At 64.3% G+C, this 19,399-nt stretch carries 22 protein-coding genes; 19 read left to right on the top strand and 3 right to left on the bottom strand.

All coding sequences use genetic code 11. The features are described 5' to 3' along the window. Positions 1-13: 13 nt before the first annotated feature. The 8 genes from ACVJNE_RS13355 (at position 14) to ACVJNE_RS13320 (ending at position 7,633) form a co-directional block, all read left to right on the top strand. Complete coding sequence (locus tag ACVJNE_RS13355) at positions 14-619, top strand: TetR/AcrR family transcriptional regulator (RefSeq protein WP_368802517.1); 606 nt, start codon at positions 14-16, stop codon at positions 617-619. A 58-nt stretch (positions 620-677) separates the two neighbouring features. Continuing rightward, positions 678-1,652 carry a hypothetical protein gene (locus tag ACVJNE_RS13350; RefSeq protein WP_499566238.1) on the top strand — a complete coding sequence of 325 codons (975 nt, stop codon included), beginning with the start codon at positions 678-680 and terminating at the stop codon, positions 1,650-1,652. A 71-nt stretch (positions 1,653-1,723) separates the two neighbouring features. Beyond that, complete coding sequence (locus ACVJNE_RS13345) at positions 1,724-2,650, top strand: histone deacetylase family protein (protein WP_499566236.1); 927 nt, start codon at positions 1,724-1,726, stop codon at positions 2,648-2,650. 4 nt (positions 2,651-2,654) lie between these two features. Then, on the top strand, positions 2,655-2,909 hold the full coding sequence (locus ACVJNE_RS13340; RefSeq protein WP_173186426.1) for an exodeoxyribonuclease VII small subunit: 255 nt from the start codon (positions 2,655-2,657) through the stop codon (positions 2,907-2,909). A 336-nt stretch (positions 2,910-3,245) separates the two neighbouring features. After that, entirely contained in the window at positions 3,246-5,159 is a 1,914-nt protein-coding gene (gene dxs, locus ACVJNE_RS13335; protein ID WP_499566234.1) for a 1-deoxy-D-xylulose-5-phosphate synthase, read from the top strand. A gap of 132 nt (positions 5,160-5,291) precedes the next feature. Beyond that, entirely contained in the window at positions 5,292-5,576 is a 285-nt protein-coding gene (locus ACVJNE_RS13330) for a hypothetical protein (RefSeq protein ID WP_499566232.1), read from the top strand. 51 nt (positions 5,577-5,627) lie between these two features. Continuing rightward, complete coding sequence (locus ACVJNE_RS13325; RefSeq protein WP_499566230.1) at positions 5,628-6,392, top strand: TlyA family RNA methyltransferase; 765 nt, start codon at positions 5,628-5,630, stop codon at positions 6,390-6,392. Next, positions 6,389-7,633: a class I SAM-dependent RNA methyltransferase gene (locus tag ACVJNE_RS13320; protein WP_499566228.1), complete on the top strand. Its 1,245-nt coding sequence runs from the start codon at positions 6,389-6,391 to the stop codon at positions 7,631-7,633. Before ACVJNE_RS13325 ends, ACVJNE_RS13320 begins: the two co-directional genes overlap by 4 nt. On the opposite strand, the gene ACVJNE_RS13315 is transcribed toward ACVJNE_RS13320, so the two are convergent. Continuing rightward, on the bottom strand, positions 7,634-8,335 hold the full coding sequence (locus tag ACVJNE_RS13315; RefSeq protein WP_499566226.1) for an NAD-dependent deacylase: 702 nt from the start codon (positions 8,333-8,335) through the stop codon (positions 7,634-7,636). A 77-nt stretch (positions 8,336-8,412) separates the two neighbouring features. Here ACVJNE_RS13315 and ACVJNE_RS13310 point away from each other — a divergent pair, with 77 nt between their 5' ends. Both ACVJNE_RS13310 and ACVJNE_RS13305 read left to right on the top strand, forming a co-directional pair. Beyond that, positions 8,413-8,784: an antitoxin Xre/MbcA/ParS toxin-binding domain-containing protein gene (locus tag ACVJNE_RS13310; protein WP_376769114.1), complete on the top strand. Its 372-nt coding sequence runs from the start codon at positions 8,413-8,415 to the stop codon at positions 8,782-8,784. After that, on the top strand, positions 8,777-9,289 hold the full coding sequence (locus ACVJNE_RS13305; RefSeq protein ID WP_499566224.1) for an RES family NAD+ phosphorylase: 513 nt from the start codon (positions 8,777-8,779) through the stop codon (positions 9,287-9,289). Before ACVJNE_RS13310 ends, ACVJNE_RS13305 begins: the two co-directional genes overlap by 8 nt. Before the next feature lie 53 nt (positions 9,290-9,342). On the opposite strand, the gene tldD is transcribed toward ACVJNE_RS13305, so the two are convergent. Then, a complete protein-coding gene (tldD, locus tag ACVJNE_RS13300) occupies positions 9,343-10,758 on the bottom strand; it encodes a metalloprotease TldD (protein ID WP_499566222.1) in 1,416 nt (471 codons plus the stop codon). Between the two features lie 87 nt (positions 10,759-10,845). Further along, positions 10,846-11,343, bottom strand: coding sequence for an invasion associated locus B family protein (locus tag ACVJNE_RS13295; RefSeq protein ID WP_499566497.1), 498 nt, complete (start codon positions 11,341-11,343; stop codon positions 10,846-10,848). Positions 11,344-11,820: 477 nt separating this feature from the next. On the opposite strand from ACVJNE_RS13295, the gene coxB reads away from it, so the two are divergent. The 9 genes from coxB to ispH all read left to right on the top strand — a co-directional run bounded on the left by coxB (position 11,821) and on the right by ispH (position 19,398). Then, complete coding sequence (coxB, locus tag ACVJNE_RS13290) at positions 11,821-12,690, top strand: cytochrome c oxidase subunit II (RefSeq protein WP_499566220.1); 870 nt, start codon at positions 11,821-11,823, stop codon at positions 12,688-12,690. Positions 12,691-12,725: 35 nt separating this feature from the next. Further along, positions 12,726-14,378, top strand: a complete 1,653-nt coding sequence (gene ctaD / locus ACVJNE_RS13285; RefSeq protein WP_499566218.1) for a cytochrome c oxidase subunit I — start codon at positions 12,726-12,728, stop codon at positions 14,376-14,378. Between the two features lie 78 nt (positions 14,379-14,456). Further along, a complete protein-coding gene (locus ACVJNE_RS13280) occupies positions 14,457-15,398 on the top strand; it encodes a heme o synthase (RefSeq protein WP_499566495.1) in 942 nt (313 codons plus the stop codon). Positions 15,399-15,403: 5 nt separating this feature from the next. Then, entirely contained in the window at positions 15,404-15,559 is a 156-nt protein-coding gene (locus tag ACVJNE_RS13275; RefSeq protein WP_173186404.1) for a cytochrome c oxidase system small membrane protein, read from the top strand. Positions 15,560-15,567: 8 nt separating this feature from the next. Then, a complete protein-coding gene (locus ACVJNE_RS13270; protein WP_421929149.1) occupies positions 15,568-16,200 on the top strand; it encodes a cytochrome c oxidase assembly protein in 633 nt (210 codons plus the stop codon). A 1-nt stretch (position 16,201) separates the two neighbouring features. Next, positions 16,202-17,080: a cytochrome c oxidase subunit 3 gene (locus ACVJNE_RS13265; protein ID WP_173186400.1), complete on the top strand. Its 879-nt coding sequence runs from the start codon at positions 16,202-16,204 to the stop codon at positions 17,078-17,080. Between the two features lie 108 nt (positions 17,081-17,188). Beyond that, entirely contained in the window at positions 17,189-17,584 is a 396-nt protein-coding gene (locus tag ACVJNE_RS13260) for a DUF983 domain-containing protein (protein ID WP_499566215.1), read from the top strand. Further along, positions 17,581-18,351, top strand: coding sequence for an SURF1 family protein (locus tag ACVJNE_RS13255; RefSeq protein ID WP_499566214.1), 771 nt, complete (start codon positions 17,581-17,583; stop codon positions 18,349-18,351). The genes ACVJNE_RS13260 and ACVJNE_RS13255 overlap by 4 nt, the downstream gene beginning before the upstream one ends. A 51-nt stretch (positions 18,352-18,402) precedes the next feature. Then, positions 18,403-19,398, top strand: a complete 996-nt coding sequence (ispH, locus tag ACVJNE_RS13250) for a 4-hydroxy-3-methylbut-2-enyl diphosphate reductase (RefSeq protein ID WP_499566212.1) — start codon at positions 18,403-18,405, stop codon at positions 19,396-19,398. The last annotated feature ends 1 nt before the right edge of the window (position 19,399 follow it).

Raw genomic sequence — 19,399 nt, 5'->3', positions numbered from 1 at the left:
AGGAAACCAGACCATGGCGCACAGACCGCGCAGCGAGATGATCGCCGAAACCAGAGGCAAGCTGATCGTGGCTGCGCGGAAGGCCTTCGGGACAGTCGGTTATGCGGAAGCGTCGATGGACGATTTCACGGCCGAGGCAGGGCTGACGCGGGGCGCGCTCTACCATCATTTCGGTGGCAAGAAAGGGCTGCTCGAAGCCGTCATTGCTCAGCTCGACAGCGAGATGTCGGCGCGGCTGAACGAGATTTCCAGCAGGGCGGATAATCCCTGGCAGGGCTTCGTGGACGAATGCACCGCCTATATCGAGATGGCGCTCGAGCCCGAAATCCAGCGCATCGTCCATCGCGACGGCCCGGCGGTGCTGGGCGACCCGTTCCAATGGGCCAACCAGGATGGTTGCATCGCTTCGCTGATCAGGAACCTGACCGCGCTGAAGGCGGCGGGCTTCGTGCGGCCGGACGTCGAAGCGGACGCAGCCGCGCGCATGATCAATGGTGCGTCGGTGCAGGCAGCTATCTGGATCGCCAATTCCGACGATCCCGAGGCCACTTCTGCAAGGGCAGTCGTAGCCTTCAGGGCAATGCTGGAGGGTTTGCGACTAGTCCATCGCGCTCAGTGACGTAACGGAAGCGTCGCCGCTATACTTTGCGCCTGTGATTCGTTTCAGGGGCTTTGGGATGTGGGACTTCGACATAGGCAGGACGCTCGGCCTCATGGCGAGGACCTGGCCGTTTATCGCGCTTCGGCTGATCGTCTATTTCGGCATCACCGTCGCCTATATCGTGGCAACGGGGGCGGGGGCGGGCGTCGGCTACGGTGTCGGCCACATCTCCGACAGCCCCGGCAGTTTCGCGCTCTGGGGCGGCATCGCGGGCTTCGGGCTGGTTTCGGTCATCGTCTACTGGATCCGTGAATACATCCTCTACGTGGTCAAAGCCGGCCACATCGCCGTGATGGTACACCTGATCGACGGGCGCGAGGTTCCGGGCGGGCAGGGGCAGATCTCCTACGCGACCGACACGGTCAAGGCGCGCTTTGCGGAGGCCAACGTGCTCTTCGTCGTCGACCGGCTCATCAAGGGCGTTGTTCGGGTGATTACGGGGCTGATCGGCGGCACGGCCGCGCTCCTGCCAATACCCGGCCTGCAGGGCATCGCCAACTTCGTCAACACGGTCGTGCGCATCTCGCTCACCTATGTCGACGAGATCATCCTCGGCTACAACATCCGCACAAACAGCCGCGCGCCGTTCGAAAGCGCCCGGCAGGGCGTCGTGCTCTACGCACAGAATGGCACGATAATGATCAAGAACGCCGTCTGGCTGGCGGTTTTCATGTGGGTGCTGGCGGCTGCGGTCTTCCTCGTCATGCTCGCGCCAGCGGCCGCAATCCTCTACGTGATGCCGGGCCAGCTAGCGGGGTGGTCTTTCGTGCTGGCGCTTGTCTTCGCCTGGGCGGTCAAGGCAGCGCTGATCGAGCCCTTTGTGATAGCTGCCCTCATGCAGGTCTATTTCCGCGCGATCGAGGGGCAGGCGCCCAATCCGGAATGGGATCGCAAGCTTGCCGGCGCCTCACGTCACTTCCGCGATCTCAAGGACAAGGCTGCGGCTTCGATGGGCATGGGGCGGGGCAGCGAGGCAGGCGCGCCGGCATAAAGCCTGTTGAACACAGGCTCTGTTTCGGGCCGCGACATGGCCATTTTGCGCGACTGCGCCTATATCGGGGCATGACCACGAGGCTCTATACCCACCCGATCTATCTTGAGCACCTGACGCCGGCGGGTCACCCGGAGCGGCCGGACAGGCTGCGCGCCATAGAGCGCGCGCTGGCGGATGAGGCCTTTGCCGATCTGGACAGGCAGCAGTCGCCGGAGGGGGATCCAGCGACGATCCTCTATGCGCATCCTGAAGAGTTCGTGGAGAAGGTTCGCTCACGCATTCCCGAGGAAGGCATTGCCCGCATCGATACAGACACTTCGGCGAGCCCGAAGAGCTGGCAGGCGGCGCTGACGGCTATCGGCGCGGCCAATGCCGCCGTGGACGACGTTTTCTCCGGTACAGCCGACAACGTGTTCGTCGCCGCGCGTCCGCCGGGGCACCATGCCGAGAAGGTGACGGCGATGGGCTTCTGCCTTTTCAACAATGCGGCGATTGCGGCCCGCCACGCGCAGCGTGCCCACGGTGCAGAGCGCGTGGCCATTGTCGATTGGGACGTGCACCACGGCAACGGCACACAGGACATCTTCTGGGACGATCCGTCCGTGCTCTACTGCTCCACGCACCAGATGCCGCTTTATCCCGGCACAGGCGCCAAGGACGAGACCGGCGCGGGCAACATCGTCAACGCACCGCTGACGGCCGGAACGGGCAGCGACACATTCCGCGACGCGTTTCTCTCGCGTGTCCTGCCGGAGATCGACCGTTTCCGGCCCGACCTCATCATCATTTCGGCCGGCTTCGACGCCCACCACCGCGACCCGCTTGCCGAGATCAATCTCGATGAGGACGATTTTGACTGGGCGACCGGCGAGTTGATGGACAAGGCAGGTCGGTGGTCCGACAATCGGCTCGTAAGCCTGTTGGAAGGCGGTTACGACCTGCACGGGTTGGCCTTTTCGGTCGCCGCCCACGTGCGCCGCCTGATGAAGGGATGATGTGATGAACCAGGATGCGGCCAACGAGGACATCAAGGCGCTGAGCTTCGAACAGGCGCTTGAGGCGCTGGAGAGGATCGTCGACGATCTGGAGCGCGGAGACGTGCCGCTCGAACAGTCGATCCGCATCTACGAGCGCGGAGAAGCGCTCAAGGCGCATTGCGAAAAGCTGCTGAAGGCTGCCGAGGACAAGGTGGAGAAGATCCGCCTGTCGCGCGACGGTGCCCCTGTCGGCACCGAGCCGCTCGATCCCGAATAGGCGATTCTAGCCGTCCAGGCCTGCAGCGCCAATGTCGTCGGACGTTGCGGCATAGAACCGCTCCGGCGCTTTGCGCCAACATCATAACTGGCAGTACTGCGATGCCCGCGCCGGGCATGATCGGTACCTACGGCGCTCTTCTCGCGGACGCGTGCGGTCTGGCCTTTAGCCGGGAGCCGATAGACCGGCGGATTGGCCGTTTCGACATCGTTCCAGGTGGCGAGGAAGAGTTTATCCCGTCCCCCGAAGGCCGAAACGGGTCAAAGGCCGCATTTACTTTCGCGGCTCAACGGCCTATTTCGGGCTCAATAGCACAATGGATGAAACGGCGAGCCTGTGACGCCAGCCCACGATACCCCGCTCCTCGACAAGGTCCGAATTCCTGCCGACCTGCGCGATCTGCCCGAAGGCGATCTGCCGCAACTGGCGTCCGAGCTGCGGGCGGAACTGATCGATGCGGTTTCGCAGACCGGTGGCCATCTGGGAGCCGGGCTGGGTGTCGTCGAGCTGACGGTGGCGCTTCACTACGTGTTCGATACGCCCGCAGACCGCATCATCTGGGATGTCGGCCACCAGGCCTATCCGCACAAGATCCTGACCGGCCGGCGCGACCGCATTCGCACGCTGCGGCAGGAGGGTGGCCTTTCCGGCTTCACCAAGCGGACCGAGAGCGAATACGACCCGTTCGGCGCGGCCCATTCCTCGACTTCGATTTCCGCCGGCCTCGGCATGGCGGTCGCGCGCGATCTCAAGGGCGGTGCCAACAACGTCATCGCCGTCATCGGCGACGGCGCCATGTCGGCCGGCATGGCCTATGAGGCGATGAACAACGCCGGCGCGCTCGACGCGCGGCTTATCGTCATCCTCAACGACAACGACATGTCGATTGCGCCGCCGTCCGGCGCGATGAGCCACTATCTGGCACGGCTGGCGTCTGGTTCGACCTATGCCGGCATCCGGGATTTCGGCAAGAAACTGACGTCCTACCTCGGCAAGCGGGTGGACCGTGCTGTTACGCGCGCCGTCGAACATGCGCGCGGCTACGTCACCGGCGGCACGCTGTTCGAGGAAATGGGCTTCTTTCACATCGGCCCCATCGACGGGCATGACCTCGAGCACCTCGTGCCCGTGCTGCGCAACGTGCGCGACAACGGTACCGGTCCCGTGCTCATCCACGTCGTGACCCAGAAGGGCAAGGGCTATGCGCCGGCCGAACAGGCTGCCGACAAGTATCACGGCGTCAACAAGTTCGATGTCATCAGCGGCGCGCAGGCCAAGGCGCCGGCCAATGCGCCGAGCTATACCAAGGTGTTCGCCGAAAGCCTTGTGCGCGAGGCTCAGGAGGACGACCGTATCGTCGCCGTCACCGCTGCGATGCCCAGCGGCACGGGCCTCGATCTCTTCGGCGAGGCGTTCCCTTCGCGCACCTTCGACGTCGGCATCGCCGAGCAGCATGCCGTCACCTTCGCGGCCGGCCTGGCGACCGAGGGCCTGAAGCCGTTTGCGGCCATCTACTCGACCTTCCTGCAGCGCGCCTACGATCAGGTTGTGCACGACGTCGCGATCCAGAAGCTGCCGGTGCGCTTTCCGATCGACCGTGCCGGCTTCGTCGGCGCTGACGGCCCGACCCATTGCGGCGCGTTCGACGTGACCTATCTGGCCTCGCTGCCCGACTTCGTCGTCATGGCGGCCGCCGACGAGGCGGAACTGCGCCACATGGTGCGCACTGCAGCCGATTTCGATGAGGGTCCTATCGCCTTCCGCTATCCGCGCGGCAATGGGGTGGGCGTCGAGATGCCCGAGCGTGGCCAGCCGCTGGAGATCGGCCGCGGCCGCATCGTCAAGCAGGGCACAAAGGTGGCGCTGCTGTCTTTCGGCACCCGCTTGGCTGACTGCCTGCTGGCGGCGGAAGAACTGGACGCTGCCGGCCTCTCCACGACGGTCGCCGACGCCCGCTTCGCCAAGCCGCTCGACGCCGATCTGGTGCGGCGGCTCGCGCGCGAGCACGAGGTGCTCATCACGGTCGAGGAAGGCGCGATCGGCGGCTTCGCGACGCATGTCCTGCACCAGCTCGCCCATGAGGGACTGCTGGAAAGCGGCCTCAAGGTCAGGCCGCTGATCCTGCCGGACGCCTTCGTCGATCACGCCAAGCCTGAGAAGATGTATGCGGATGCGGGCCTCGACACGGCCGGCATCGTGCGTGCGGTATTTGGCGCGCTCGGTCGCTCGGTGGGCGCCGCAAGCGCCTGATTGAGGCCAATGAGTGCCCGCCTTCCAGGCTTTGGTGCGCACGTCGCGCAAACGTTTCGCTAACCCTTCCGCTTGGCGCTTCCTTAGGTCCGCTGCGATAGAACCGCGCCCGAAAGCGAATGGGGTTTCGGGATGCGCAGGCTGGCGTTTGCCTTGCTGGTGGTGATGGTGCTTGGCGGTGACGCAGCCGCCGACGAACGCTATGACCGCCGCCTCGATGAGGCAGCCGCCAGCATCGTCGCTTCCCGACTGAACGCCCCGTTGCGCGGCGCTTTCGGTCTCGGCGAGGAGCCCCGATTGGAGAGGCGACCCGAGGAGGGCAAGTCGGCAAGACCCGGCGGCAGACTACCAGGCGTCTGGCAGGACGGGTTGGCGATCGCGGTCGAGAGAAGACCGCGGGCCTCTCCTGAACTCTGACAATCCCCGATCCGTCTTGCCTTGGCCGCGCGCTTGGCCCAAGGAAGGCGCATGAACACGCAACACCAACCCGCCGGCCGACTGCGCCTGGACGAACTGCTCGTCCGGCGCGGGCTGTTTGCCAGCCGTTCGCGGGCGCGCGACGCGATCACGCGGGGCGCGGTGGTCGTAAATGGGGTCGCGGCGGCGAAGCCGGGACAGGCGACCGCTGAAACGGCCGAGATTGCCGTCGACGATCCGGCGCGCGCCTACGTCTCGCGCGCGGGGCTTAAGCTGGTGGCGGGGCTCGACGCATTCGGCATCGATCCGGCGGGGCTGCATGCGCTCGACATCGGCGCATCCACGGGCGGTTTCACGCAGGTGCTGCTGGAGCGTGGCGCCGCGCATGTGGTTGCGGTCGATGTCGGACATGGTCAGCTCGACCCGGCGCTGGCAGCCGATCCGCGTGTCACCTCGCTGGAAAAGCTTAACGCGCGCGATCTCGATGCCAGCCATCTCGGCGCCGTCGGGCCAGGCCTCGTGGTCTCCGATGTCAGCTTTATCTCGCTGAAGCTCGCTTCGCCGCCGGCGCTCGATCTTGCCGCGCCCGGCGCGCGCTGCGTGCTGCTGGTCAAGCCGCAGTTCGAGGCAGGCCGGGAAGCCATCGGCAAGGGCGGCCTCCTTCGCGACCCCGCGATGGGCGAGCAGATTGCGCACGACCTCGAAGCATGGCTCGACGCGTGTCCCGGATGGCGTGCGCTGGGCTTCGTGCCGTCGCCGATCGAAGGTGGCGATGGCAACCGGGAATTCCTGCTGGCAGGCGTGAAGGACAGATGAGCGGCATTCTTACCATTTCGCGTCTCGGCGCCCAGGGCGACGGCATCGCCGAAACCCGGCAGGGACAGCTCTTCGTGCCGTTCGCGCTGCCCGGCGAAAAGGTCAACGCCTCGCTGGAAGGCAAGAAGGCCGACCTCGTCTCGGTCATCGAGCCGTCACCGCTGCGCGTCGAGCCGCCGTGCCGTCATTTCGGCGATTGCGGCGGCTGCGCCCTCCAGCATCTGGAAGAGACGGCCTATCGCGAGTGGAAACGCGAGAAGCTTGTCGAGGCGCTGCGGTCGAAAGGGCTCGAAGCACCGGTGGACGATTTGGTCCCCTGCCAGCCGCACACGCGCCGCCGCGCGGCGTTCACAGCGCGCACGACGGACAAGGGTGTGCTGCTCGGCTTCAACGCCGCGCTCTCGCACCGCATCGTGGATGTCGAGGAATGCCCGCTCCTTCTGCCGTCGATCGTCGAGAGCCTGCCGATGCTCCGCGATCTGACGGCGTTGATCGCGCGCAGCTTCAAGCCTTTCCGGCTCAACGTCACGCACACCGCCTCCGGCCTCGATGTGGCCGCCGAAGGCAGCGGGTCGCTGGAAGGCAAGGCGCGCCAGGCAGTGGTCGAATTCGTCGTGCGCAGCGGCCTCGCGCGACTGTCCATCGACGGCGAGATCATCGTTGAGCCAAAGAAGCCGCTTGTGATGGCCGGGGACATCGCGGTGCTGCCGCCGCCCGGCGCCTTTCTGCAAGCGGTCAGTGACGCCGAGGCGACGATGGCTGGACTGGTTGGCGCGCATCTAGCGAAGGCAAAGCGCGTGGCCGACCTTTTCGCCGGCGTCGGCACCTTTGCCCTGCGGCTGGCGCGCAACAGCGAGATTCATGCGGTGGAGGGTGATGCGGCGGCACTCGCAAGCCTCGATCGCGCGCACCGTTTTGGCGAGGAGCTCAAGAAGGTGACGATCGAGAGGCGCGACCTGTTCGTCCGCCCGCTCACCTTCAAGGAATTCGACGCGACCTTCGACGGGCTGGTCTTCGATCCGCCGCGCGCCGGCGCGGAAGATCAGGCCAAGCAGATAGCCCGCAGCCAGGTCCGCTTCGTCGCGGCCGTTTCGTGCAATCCAGTCACTCTCGCGCGCGATCTGCGCATCCTCGTCGATGGCGGCTATCGTCTCAAGCGGGTGGTGCCGGTCGACCAGTTTCTTTGGTCTCCGCATCTCGAAGCGGTGGCGTTGCTGGAGAAGCCCCGGAAGCGGAGATAGTCAGGCCAGAAGCCGGTCGACGAACGCAGGAACTGTCTGTGTCGCTGGCCCCAGGATCGTTTCGTCGAACAGATTGGCGTTCTCCGCCTGTTCGAGGTTGATCTCCACGGTCCGCGCACCTGCCAGGCGTGCCTCCTCGACGAAGCCGGCGGCGGGGTAAACATGGCCCGATGTGCCGATGGCCACGAACAGTTCCGCCTGGCCCAGCGCGCGGTAGATGCGGTCCATCTGGTAAGGCATCTCGCCGAACCACACCACGTCGGGCCGCAGGCGCCCGATGGTCCCGCACAGGGTGCACTGAGAGTTCACGGTCATGTCGCCGCGCCAGCGCATGCGCATGCCGCACGCCTCGCACAGGGCCGAGGCGTGCTCGCCGTGCATGTGGATGAGCTTCCGCGATCCGGCCGATTCGTGCAGATCGTCGATATTCTGCGTCACCAGCAGGAACTCGCCCTTGAACGCGCCTTCCAGTCGCGCCAGCGCGTGATGCGCTTCGTTGGGGTAGACGTTGGCCAGGTTGCGTCGGCGCATGTTGTAGAATTCGAGCACTTTGCCGGGATTGCGCGCATAGCCCTCGGGTGTCGCGTAATCGCGATAGTCGATCTTCGACCAGAGGCCGTTCTTGTCGCGAAAGCTGGGTATGCCGGATTCGACGGAAATCCCCGCGCCGGTGAGAATGACGATGGAGGAGGGGGGCTTCATAGGCGGCTCAGCTTGAAATGGGCGACTATTGAGCGCATATTGAGCATACAAATGTCAAAGTACGCAAGGATGTTGTCATGTCCATGATGGCGTTGGAAAGCTCCGCACAGAAGTTCGGCGAGGGCGGCACGCCGTTCCTGTCGGCGCGGCGCGTCGCAGATCTGCTTGGCGTTACGATGACCGAGCTGGCCGGCCTGATCGGTGTTGCCCGCAACACGCTGGCAGCCAGGGGTGGCGCACGCAAGGTCGACGCCGCCTTGAGCCCGGTGGTGCGGGTGCTGGCGATGGCCGGCGAGATGGCCGGCGGCGAGGAACGCGCGGCGATCTGGTTCAAGCATCAGCCGATTCCGGGCTGGGCCGGCAAGACCGCCTACGATCTCGTCCGCGACGGCAAGGCCGACAAGGTTCTGGCCTATCTGGAGGCTGTGCGTTCCGGCGTCTATGCCTGACGGAAAGCCACCGCTGACCCTGTGGCGCGCTTTCGTTCCGAGCTGGGCGCATCTGCCGCTGTCGGGCGAGGGGGCGGCGCGCTTCGGCGGCCGCTGGAATCCCGAGGGGGAGCCGACGATCTATGCCGCGCGCGAGCTCTCGACGGCCTGGGCAGAGTACAATCAGGGCTTCGTTCAGCATCCGGCCCTCATCGCCCGGCTCGAGCTGGAGGGCGCAAGCCTGGCCGATCTGACCGATGAGCAGGTGCTTGGTGGTTTCGGCGAGACTTCAGAAATTCATCGTTGCGAATGGCGCGCTGCGCTTGATGCCGGCGAGCAGCCGCAGACCCACATGCTGCGCGAGCGGCTGCTCGACGAAGGGTTCCACGGCGTCGTTTATCCATCCTTCATGTCGCCGGGCGGCACCTGTGTGGCCCTGTGGCGGTGGAACGGGCCTGACGAGCCGAAGCTGACGGTGGTCGATCCCGAAGGCCGCCTGCCAAAGACCCCGGCGTCATGGCTCTGACAGCTTGATTTCAGGTGCGAGCGCAGTGAGCCTCGAAGTACGCACGACCGGAACTACGTACGCGTGCCGCCCACTGTCATCTGGTTCATGCGCAGATGCGGTTGTCCGACGCCAACCGGCACACCCTGGCCGGCCTTGCCGCACATGCCGATGCCGTTGTCGAGCTTCATGTCGTTGCCGATCATGCTCACGCGGTGCATCGCGTCCGGACCGTTGCCGATCAGCATGGCGCCCTTTATCGGCTGGGTCACCTTGCCATCCTCGATCATGTAGGCCTCGGTGCAGCCGAACACGAACTTGCCCGAAGTGATGTCGACCTGCCCGCCGCCAAACGATACGGCATAGATGCCGTTCTTCACCGAAGAGATGATCTCCTCGGGCGTATGCTCGCCGGCGGTCATGTACGTGTTGGTCATGCGCGGCATCGGCGTGTGTGCGTAGGATTCGCGTCGTCCGTTGCCGGTCGGGCGCATGCCCATTAGCCGCGCGTTCTGCCGGTCCTGCATGTATCCCACCAGCTTGCCGTCCTCAATGAGAACGGTGCGGTTGGTGGCTGTACCCTCGTCGTCGATGGTCAGCGATCCGCGCCGATCGGTGATCGTGCCGTCATCCACCACGGTGACACCCTTTGCCGCAACCTGCTGGCCCATCAGCCCCGCAAAGGCGGACGTCTTCTTGCGGTTGAAATCGCCTTCGAGCCCGTGTCCAACAGCCTCGTGCAGCATCACACCGGGCCAGCCGGCTGAAAGCACAATGTCAAACGTGCCGGCCGGAGCAGGCACCGCCTCAAGGTTTACAAGCGCCTGGCGCAGTGCCTCCTCGGCCGCATGCTTCCAAGATTCCTCGGCGATGAACTCGCCGAAACCCTTGCGTCCGCCCATGCCGTAGGAGCCACTCTCCTGGCGGTCGCCCTCGCCGACGACGACCGCGACATTGACGCGGATCAGAGGCCGGACGTCATGGGCGATGCGGCCGTCGGCGCGCAGGATCTCCACCTGCTGCCACGAGGCGGCCAGCGACGCGGTGACCTGGCGCACGCGCGGATCGCGATCGCGAACCCACGCGTCGATCTCCTGCAGCAGCTTTGCCTTTTCGCCGAAGACCGGCTCCGAGGTGGGATTTTCCTCGCCGTAAAGCTTGCGGTTGGTGCCGGTCGGCGCGTCCGCGAGCTTGCCGCTATAGCCGGCTTTGACTGCGGAAACCGCGTCGGACGCGCGCAGAAGTGCCGCGTGCGAGAACTCGCTGGCGTGCGCGTAGCCGGCCGCTTCCCCGGCGACGGCGCGCAGCCCGAAACCGCGATCGGCGTTGAAGTTCGCAGTTTTCAGGCGGCCATTGTCGAAAACGAGAGCCTCGCCTTCGCGATATTCCATGAAGAGTTCGCCGTCATCGGCGCCATCGATGGTTTCGGCGACAATGCGGCGGATGGTGTCTTCGGAGACGTCGAACTGTTCGAGAAGGCTGGCTGGCACTGTGCGGCTCCGTTCCTGAATGGCACTGGCCGCTATATAGTCGCGCGGGCGAAAAGTTGCACCCGCCGCGTCAAATGCCCCGAAAAATCAGGGAAGCGCGTCGAAGCCCTCGCCGAAGCCGTCGAGTTCGACCGGAATGCCGATACCTTCCTCTGGCGTCTGGAAGACGATGAACGTTGCCGCATCGCCGTTGCGCAGCATGTCGAGCAGGGGCTGTTCGAGAATCACCTCGGCGTAGCAGCCGTCCTGGAAGCAGCGAACGAAATAGGCACGGCCGACGTCGTTGCCGTCGACATTGAGCCCGAGCCCGTTGGGAAGAAGCACGCCCAGCGGTGCCAGCACCCGCAGGATTTCTGCCCGGTCGTCCGCCGTGCGCAACACAACGACGGAAAGGCCAACCTCCGGCCTGTCTTCAGCGATCACGTTCTGCATCAGGGCGCATTGCTCGGTCGCAGCGCCGCCGGGCGTATCGCAGATCACCGACCACGCGCCGTGGGTCGACTTCACCGCGCCCGAGGGCGCCTGCTGCTGCGCCGCCGCCGGAAGGCAAAAGGCGATCGCACCGAGGGCGGCCGCAAACGGCATTGTCCAACGAAACGGCATCGATCCTACCCCTTGCATCCTCAAGCACTCTGGCGGCGCGGCATCTTCGCCTGCGTCGCGCCAAGTCAGCCCAAATCACATCGATGGGGCATGATCGTGTCCGAAACCGGCATCCGCGACCGGAATTTGCGATCATGCCTTCGCGAATCACGACAATCTAGCCCGAGAGTCGGCTCGCGCAAACAAGACTATGCGCAAGTCCTTGCGATGCCTCGCGATTGTCCGCCGCAGATGCGCATCCTGTGCACGCCCACTGCTTTCGTTACAAGTTGAGCGAAATCAAGGCGTGCGGGGCAGGATGTGGGCCGCGCGCGCAAAAATGCCGCAGATATCCCGCCATGCCTTTCTTGCGGTTGATATGAGAGTATGGTTTGAACGCGCGATAACGGCCCGGCGCACGTCCGCCGGCCGGCATTGTGATTTCGTCGAGACGTTTCGACCGGGGAGATGAAGAGGGTTATGAAGAAGTTCCTTGCGGGCCTGGGCGCCGTTTCGCTGGTTCTTGCCGCTTCGAGCGCATTCGCGGGGCAGGCGGTTCCCTGGCAGCTGAGCTTCCAGGAGCCGGCTTCCGACATGATGGAAGCGATCATCTGGTTCGAGCGCTACACGCTCTGGTTCATCGTGCCGATTACCTTTCTTGTGCTGGCGCTTCTGGCCTGGTGCATCATCAAGTTCCGCGCGAGCGCCAATCCGACGCCGTCGCGCACCAGCCACAACACCATGATCGAGGTGATCTGGACCGTAGGTCCGGTTATCGTTCTGCTTTTCCTGGCGGTTCCATCGTTCCAGCTCCTGACGGCGCAGTACAATCCGCCGGAAGAGCCGACCATGACCATCAAGGCCACCGGCTACCAGTGGAACTGGGAATATGAGTACCAGGACGAGGAGCCGCTGACGTTCGCCTCCTTCATGCTGCAGGAGGGCGATCGCGCCTCGGCGGGCAAGGAAGACATGGCAGAGTTTCCGCGTCTTCTGGCTGTCGACAACGAGGTCGTCGTGCCGGTCAACACCACGGTGCGCGTTCTCGTCACTGCGGCCGACGTGATCCACGCGTTCGCGATGCCGTCCTTCGGCATCAAGGTCGACGCCGTGCCGGGGCGTATCAACGAGACCTGGTTCAACGCCACGCGCGAAGGCATCTTCTACGGCCAGTGCTCTGAGCTCTGCGGCAAGGACCACGCCTACATGCCGATCGGCATCCGCGTCGTCAGCCAGGAGCAGTACGACGCATGGCGCTCGGAGGCTCAGGCGAGCCTCGAAGAGGCCAACAAGTCGCTGATGGCCTCGATTCGCGGCCAGCAAATGAATGTAGCGGACGCCGGCAACTGAAGTCTGCGTGAGAGAACAGGATACGGAGCGGGAAAATGGCAGGCGCTGCAGCTCACGACGCCCATGACGATCACAAGCCGACCGGCTGGGTTCGTTGGGTCTATTCGACCAACCACAAGGACATCGGCACCCTCTACCTGATCTTCGCGATCATGGCGGGCATCATCGGCGGCTTCCTGTCGGTGATGATGCGCTGGGAGCTCGCGGAACCGGGCATTCAGATCTTCCACGGCCTGGCTTCTATCGTCTACGGCTATGAGGGCGATGCCGCCATCGACGGCGGCAAGCACATGTTCAATGTGTTCACCACCGGCCACGCGCTCATCATGATCTTCTTCATGGTCATGCCGGCGATGATCGGCGGTTTCGCCAACTGGATGGTGCCGATCATGATCGGCGCGCCGGACATGGCGTTCCCGCGCATGAACAACATCTCGTTCTGGCTCCTGCCGCCCGCCTTCATTCTGCTGCTGATCTCGATTTTCATGCCGAGCGCGCCCGGTGCCTATGGCGTTGGTGGCGGTTGGACGATCTATCCGCCGCTTTCGACGTCTGGCCAGCCCGGCCCGGCGATGGACTTTGCGATCCTCTCGCTGCACATCGCGGGTGCCTCGTCGATCCTCGGTGCGATCAACTTCATCACCACGATCTTCAACATGCGCGCTCCTGGCATGACGCTGCACAAGATGCCGCTGTTTGCCTGGTCGGTGCTCATCACCGCGTTCCTGCTGCTGCTGTCGCTGCCGGTGCTGGCTGGCGCGATCACCATGCTGCTGACTGACCGCAATTTCGGCACGGCCTTCTTCGATCCGGCCGCCGGCGGCGATCCGATCCTGTTCCAGCACCTGTTCTGGTTCTTCGGTCACCCTGAGGTGTACATCCTGATCCTGCCGGGCTTCGGCATCGTCAGCCACATCGTGTCGACCTTCTCGCGCAAGCCGATCTTCGGTTATCTCGGAATGGCCTACGCCATGGTGGCGATCGGCGCGGTGGGCTTCATCGTGTGGGCGCACCACATGTATACGACCGGCCTGTCGCTCGACACGCAGCGCTATTTCGTCTTCGCGACGATGGTCATTGCGGTTCCGACTGGCGTGAAGATCTTCTCGTGGATCGCCACCATGTGGGGCGGCTCGATCTCGATGCGCACCCCGATGCTGTGGGCGATCGGCTTCATCTTCCTGTTCACCGTCGGCGGCGTCACTGGCGTTCAGCTTGCCAATGCCGGCCTCGACCGCGCGCTTCACGACACCTATTACGTGGTCGCGCACTTCCACTACGTGCTGTCGCTTGGTGCCGTGTTCGCGATCTTCGCGGGCTGGTACTACTGGTTCCCGAAGATGTTCGGCTACATGTACTCGCCGCTCATCGCACGCACCCATTTCTGGGTCACGTTCATCGGCGTGAACCTGGTGTTTTTCCCGCAGCACTTCCTGGGTCTGGCCGGCATGCCGCGCCGCTACATCGACTATCCGGATGCTTATGCGGGCTGGAACGCCGTCTCGTCCTATGGCTCCTACATCTCCGCAATCGGTGTGCTGATCTTCCTCTATGGCGTCTTCGAGGCCTTTTCGAAGAAGCGCGAGGCCGGCGCCAATCCGTGGGGCGAGGGTGCAACCACGCTTGAGTGGCAGCTTTCGTCGCCGCCGCCCTACCACCAGTGGGAACAGCTGCCGAAGATCAAGTAAGGCAGCAGCCGCAACAGAATGGAAACCGCCGGCCCGGCCGGCGGTTTCGGCCAGACGGAAAGAACGGACCGCGTACGCATGGCCCTCGTCGAGAAGAATGGATATGAAGACGCCGCCTTCCGTATTTCGGAAGCGCAGGCTGGCGATTATCTCGCGCTGCTCAAGCCGCGGGTGATGTCGCTGGTCGTCTTCACCGCCTTCGTCGGGCTGGTGACGGCGCAGGTGCCGGTCAACCCGATCATCGCAGTGGTCTCGATCCTCGCGATCGCGGTCGGCGCCGGTGCGTCCGGCGCACTCAACATGTGGTACGACGCCGACATCGACGCCGTGATGTCGCGCACCGCGGGCAGGCCGGTGCCATCGGGCCGCGTGCTGCCGGGCGAGGCGCTGGTCTTCGGTCTGTTCCTGTCGGCTTTCTCGGTGATGACGCTCGGTCTCGTCGCCAACTGGCTGGCCGCCAGCCTGCTCGCCTTCACCATCTTCTTCTACGCTGTCGTCTACACGATGTGGCTCAAGCGCTGGACGCCGCAGAACATCGTCATCGGTGGTGCGGCCGGCGCATTCCCGCCCATGATCGGCTGGGCGGCCGTCACGGGCCAGATCGGCCTCGAAAGCGTAATCCAGTTCCTCATTATCTTCCTGTGGACCCCGCCGCACTTCTGGGCGCTGGCGCTGTTCAAGTCCGGTGACTACGGTCGCGCCGGCATTCCGATGATGCCGAACGTTGCTGGCGAAGCATCGACCAAGCGGCAGATCTTCGCCTATGCGGTGCTCGTGGCTGTCGTCGGCGTTCTGCCGTCGGTGCTCGGCCAGGCAAGCGCCACTTACGGCGTGTTCGCCGCAGCGCTCGGTGCCGGCTTCGTCTGGTATTCCTGGAAGGTGCTGCGCATGCCCGACGCCGATCGCGTCATGCGGCCGGCCAAGGCACTTTTCGGATATTCGCTGCTCTATCTCTTCGCGATCTTTGCGGCTCTGCTGCTCGATTCGATTGCGGCGCGCCTCGGGGCGCCGGTCTGGTGAGTGTGATGGAAGACGACAAGGTCAGCCTTACGGATTCGCAGAAGAAGGCGCGTCGTGGTCGCTCGGTCGCCATCGCGCTGGCGCTGGTTGCTTTCGTGGTCATCATCTACGTCGTGACCATCGTGAAGATGGGCCCGTCGATCCTCGACCGGCCGATGTGAGAGTATCGATGAGCGAACGCGATAACACTGTCAGCGAAAAAGCCCAGCGCTCCAACCGCGTGATCGCGGTTGTGTGCCTGGCCTTCTTTGCCAGCATGGTTGGCGCGGCCTACGCGGCGGTGCCGTTGTATCAGCTCTTCTGCCAGGTGACCGGCTATGGCGGCACCACGCAGCGGGTCACGCAATACTCGCAGACCGTGCTCGATCGCGAGATCAAGGTTCGTTTCGATGCCAACACGGCCGGCGGCCTGCCGTGGGACTTCAAGCCGGTCCAGCGCGACGTGACCATGAAAATCGGCGAGACGACGCAGATTTCTTACAAGGCGAAGAACACGTTCTCGCGCCCCACTTCGGGCCGCGCGTCGTTCAACGTCACGCCGCAACTCGCGGGCGCCTACTTCATGAAGGTGGAATGCTTCTGCTTCACCGATACGGAGTTGCAGCCGGGCGAGGAGATGGATATGCCGGTCGTCTTCTACGTCGATCCGGAGATCGTGAATGTGCCTGAGTTGAAGAACGTCGGTACGATCACGCTGTCCTACACCTTTTTCCCGCTCGCCGAGGGCAAGCCGCAGGAATCGGCGGCCACAGGCGGGCAACTGAACAGCAATACGGACGCCGACACCGAAATCGGGGGATGACATGGCAGACGCACACGCAAAGAACCACGACTATCATATCATCGACCCAAGCCCATGGCCCTTCCTCGGCTCCGTCGGCGCGCTTGTCATGGCGGTCGGCGGCATCGGCTGGATGCAGTACCTGAAGGGTAACGAGTTCTCGCTCGTCGGTATCCCGCTGGCGACGCCGTGGCTTTTCTTCATTGGCCTGGCTCTGGTGCTCTACGTGATGTTCGGCTGGTGGAGCGACACCATCAAGGAGGCTCATGAGGGCCACCATACGCGTGTCGTTTCGCTGCACCTGCGCTACGGCATGATCATGTTCATCGCCTCGGAGGTGATGTTCTTCGTCGCCTGGTTCTGGGCGTTCTTCGACGCAAGCCTTTTCCCCAACGAAGCGGCGCAGGTCGCCCGCGCCGAGTTCCTCGGTGGCCAGTGGCCTCCGGCAGGCGTTGAGGTTCTCAATCCTTTCCATCTGCCGCTCTACAACACCATCATCCTGCTGCTCTCCGGCACGACGGTGACGTGGGCGCACCACGCATTGCTGCACGACGATCGCAAGGGCCTTGTATGGGGTCTCGCAATCACCGTTGCGCTCGGCGTGCTGTTCAGCTTCGTCCAGGCCTACGAGTATTCGGTCGCGCCGTTCAGCTTCTCCGGCTCGATCTATGGCGCCACCTTCTACATGGCGACCGGCTTCCATGGCTTCCACGTGTTGATCGGTACCATCTTCCTGCTGGTGTGCCTGTTGCGCGCGATGGCAGGCCACTTCACGCCCAAGCAGCATTTCGGCTTCGAGGCGGCAGCCTGGTACTGGCATTTCGTTGACGTGGTGTGGCTGTTCCTCTTCGCCTGCGTCTACGTATGGGCATCGGCCGGCGCGCCAATTGCGGCGCACTGAGCAGCCTGAATCGAGCGGTTTTCGGGAGGCGGCCGTGGCAACATGGCCGCCTTCTTTCTTTGGCCCGTTTCGCATGCGATAGCGTGCCACCATGCACGAGGCTGCAACATGACTGACGATCGCAAGCCCGACAGCGCCATCTGGGCGCCGGTCGACCCGGTGAAGGCCGGCCTTTCCGGTCGCTGCCCACGCTGCGGCGAGGGCCGCCTGTTCCATGGCTTCCTCTCCGTCGGCGATCGCTGCAACAATTGCGGGCTGGACTATTCCTTTGCGGATGCGGGTGACGGCCCGGCGGTTTTCGTCATCCTCATCATCGGCTTCGTGGTCGTCGGCCTGGCACTGTGGATGGAGGTTTCGCTCAACCCGCCGCTGTGGCTGCATTTCCTGCTGTGGATACCGCTGACGCTCGTGCTGAGCCTGGTGGCCTTACGGCTCATCAAGGGGCTGCTGATCGTGCTGCAATACCGCAACAAGGCGGCGGAAGGCCGATTGGACGACCGATGAGTGCCAGCGAGAGCCAGGTTCAAGCCCGCAAGCCGGGCATCAGCGTGCTGTTGGTCACACTTTCTCTAGCAGCGCTGGCCGTGCTGCTGGCGCTCGGCACCTGGCAGGTGCAGCGGCTACACTGGAAGGAAGACCTGATCGCCACCATTGACGCGCGCATCACCTCCGAGCCGCGCTCGCTGGAAGACGTGCAGGCGCGGCTGACGACGACCGGCGACGTCGACTACTGGCCGGTGGCTGTCAGCGGCGAACTCCGCCACGAGGGTGAGCGCCACTTCTTCGCCACCCACCAGGGGCATTCCGGCTATTTCGTCTATACGCCGCTTGAACTCGGCAGCGGGCGGTTTGTCCTCGTCAATCGCGGCTTCGTGCCATTCGAGCTGAAGGAGCCTGAAACACGCCCTGAAGGGCAGGTCGAGGGTCCCCACACCATCACCGGCCTCGCGCGCAACAGGCTCGACGGCAAGCCGTCGCTCATCGTGCCCGACAACGATCCGGCCAAGAATATCTTCTACTGGAAGGACCTCGACGTCATGGCGGCGACATCGGGCGTGGGCGACCCGGGAGACTACCTGCCGTTCTTCATCGATGCGAACGATGCGCCCAATCCCGGCGGGCTGCCGGTCGGCGGTGTGACGCTGATCGATCTCCCCAACAATCATCTCCAGTATGCCGTCACGTGGTACGGGCTTGCCGGCGCGCTGGTGGCGGTGCTCGGGGCGTGGTTGTTGCGACAGCGCCGCACGCGCGCCGCCGATGCGGGTTGACAGGGCAGGGCCGCAACCGCCATCTGCACACGACGGATCACGAGTAGAATGATGAAGCGACCATTGACGATCAGGCTTTGCGGCCCGCGCGGTTTCTGTGCGGGCGTCGACCGCGCGATCCAGATCGTGGTGCTGGCGCTGAAAAAATACGGCGCGCCGGTCTATGTGCGCCACGAGATTGTGCACAATCGTTACGTGGTCGAGGGGCTGCAGGCGCGGGGCGCAGTATTCGTCGAGGAACTGGACGAGATTCCGCCCGAACACCATGCCCAGCCGGTGGTCTTTTCCGCCCACGGCGTTCCCAAATCCGTGCCGGCGGACGCCGAGGCGCGCAACCTGTTCTATCTCGACGCCACCTGCCCGCTGGTTTCCAAGGTGCACAAGCAGGCGATGCGCCATCAGCGTCAGGGGCGTCATGTGCTGCTGATCGGCCATGCCGGCCACCCGGAGGTGATCGGCACCATGGGTCAGTTGCCCGAGGGTGCGGTGACCCTCGTGGAGACCGAGGAAGACGCTGCGGGCATCCAGCCGGCCGACCCGGCCGCGCTCGGCTTCGTAACGCAGACGACACTTTCGGTGGAGGACACCGCCGGCATCATCAGCGCCCTTCAAGCGCGCTTCCCGCAGATGCAGGCGCCTGCCGCAGAATCGATCTGCTACGCCACCACCAACCGTCAGGACGCAGTGAAGGAAGCAGCGCCCGGCGCGGACCTGTTCCTTATCGTCGGCGCGCCGAACTCATCCAACTCCATGCGGCTGGTCGAGGTCGCCGAGCGCGCGGGTGCGAAGCGCGGCCTGCTGGTGCAGCGCGCATCCGAGATTCCCTGGGACGAGATAGACGAGATCGGCACGCTCGGCCTGTCGGCTGGTGCTTCGGCGCCGGAAATCATCGTCGACGAGATCATCGATGCCTTCCGCGAACGGTTCGACGTCACCGTCGATCTCGCCGTCACTGCCGAGGAGACGGAGAACTTCCCCGTCAACCGTGTCCTGCGCGACATCGAACTCACCACGGCCGACATGGCATTCGTCAACGGGAACGCCTGAA

The organism is Mesorhizobium sp. DxT, assembly GCF_058448885.1.
Note: the sequence above shows the minus strand (reverse complement) of the source record. Positions and strands in the feature narration are given on the sequence as shown.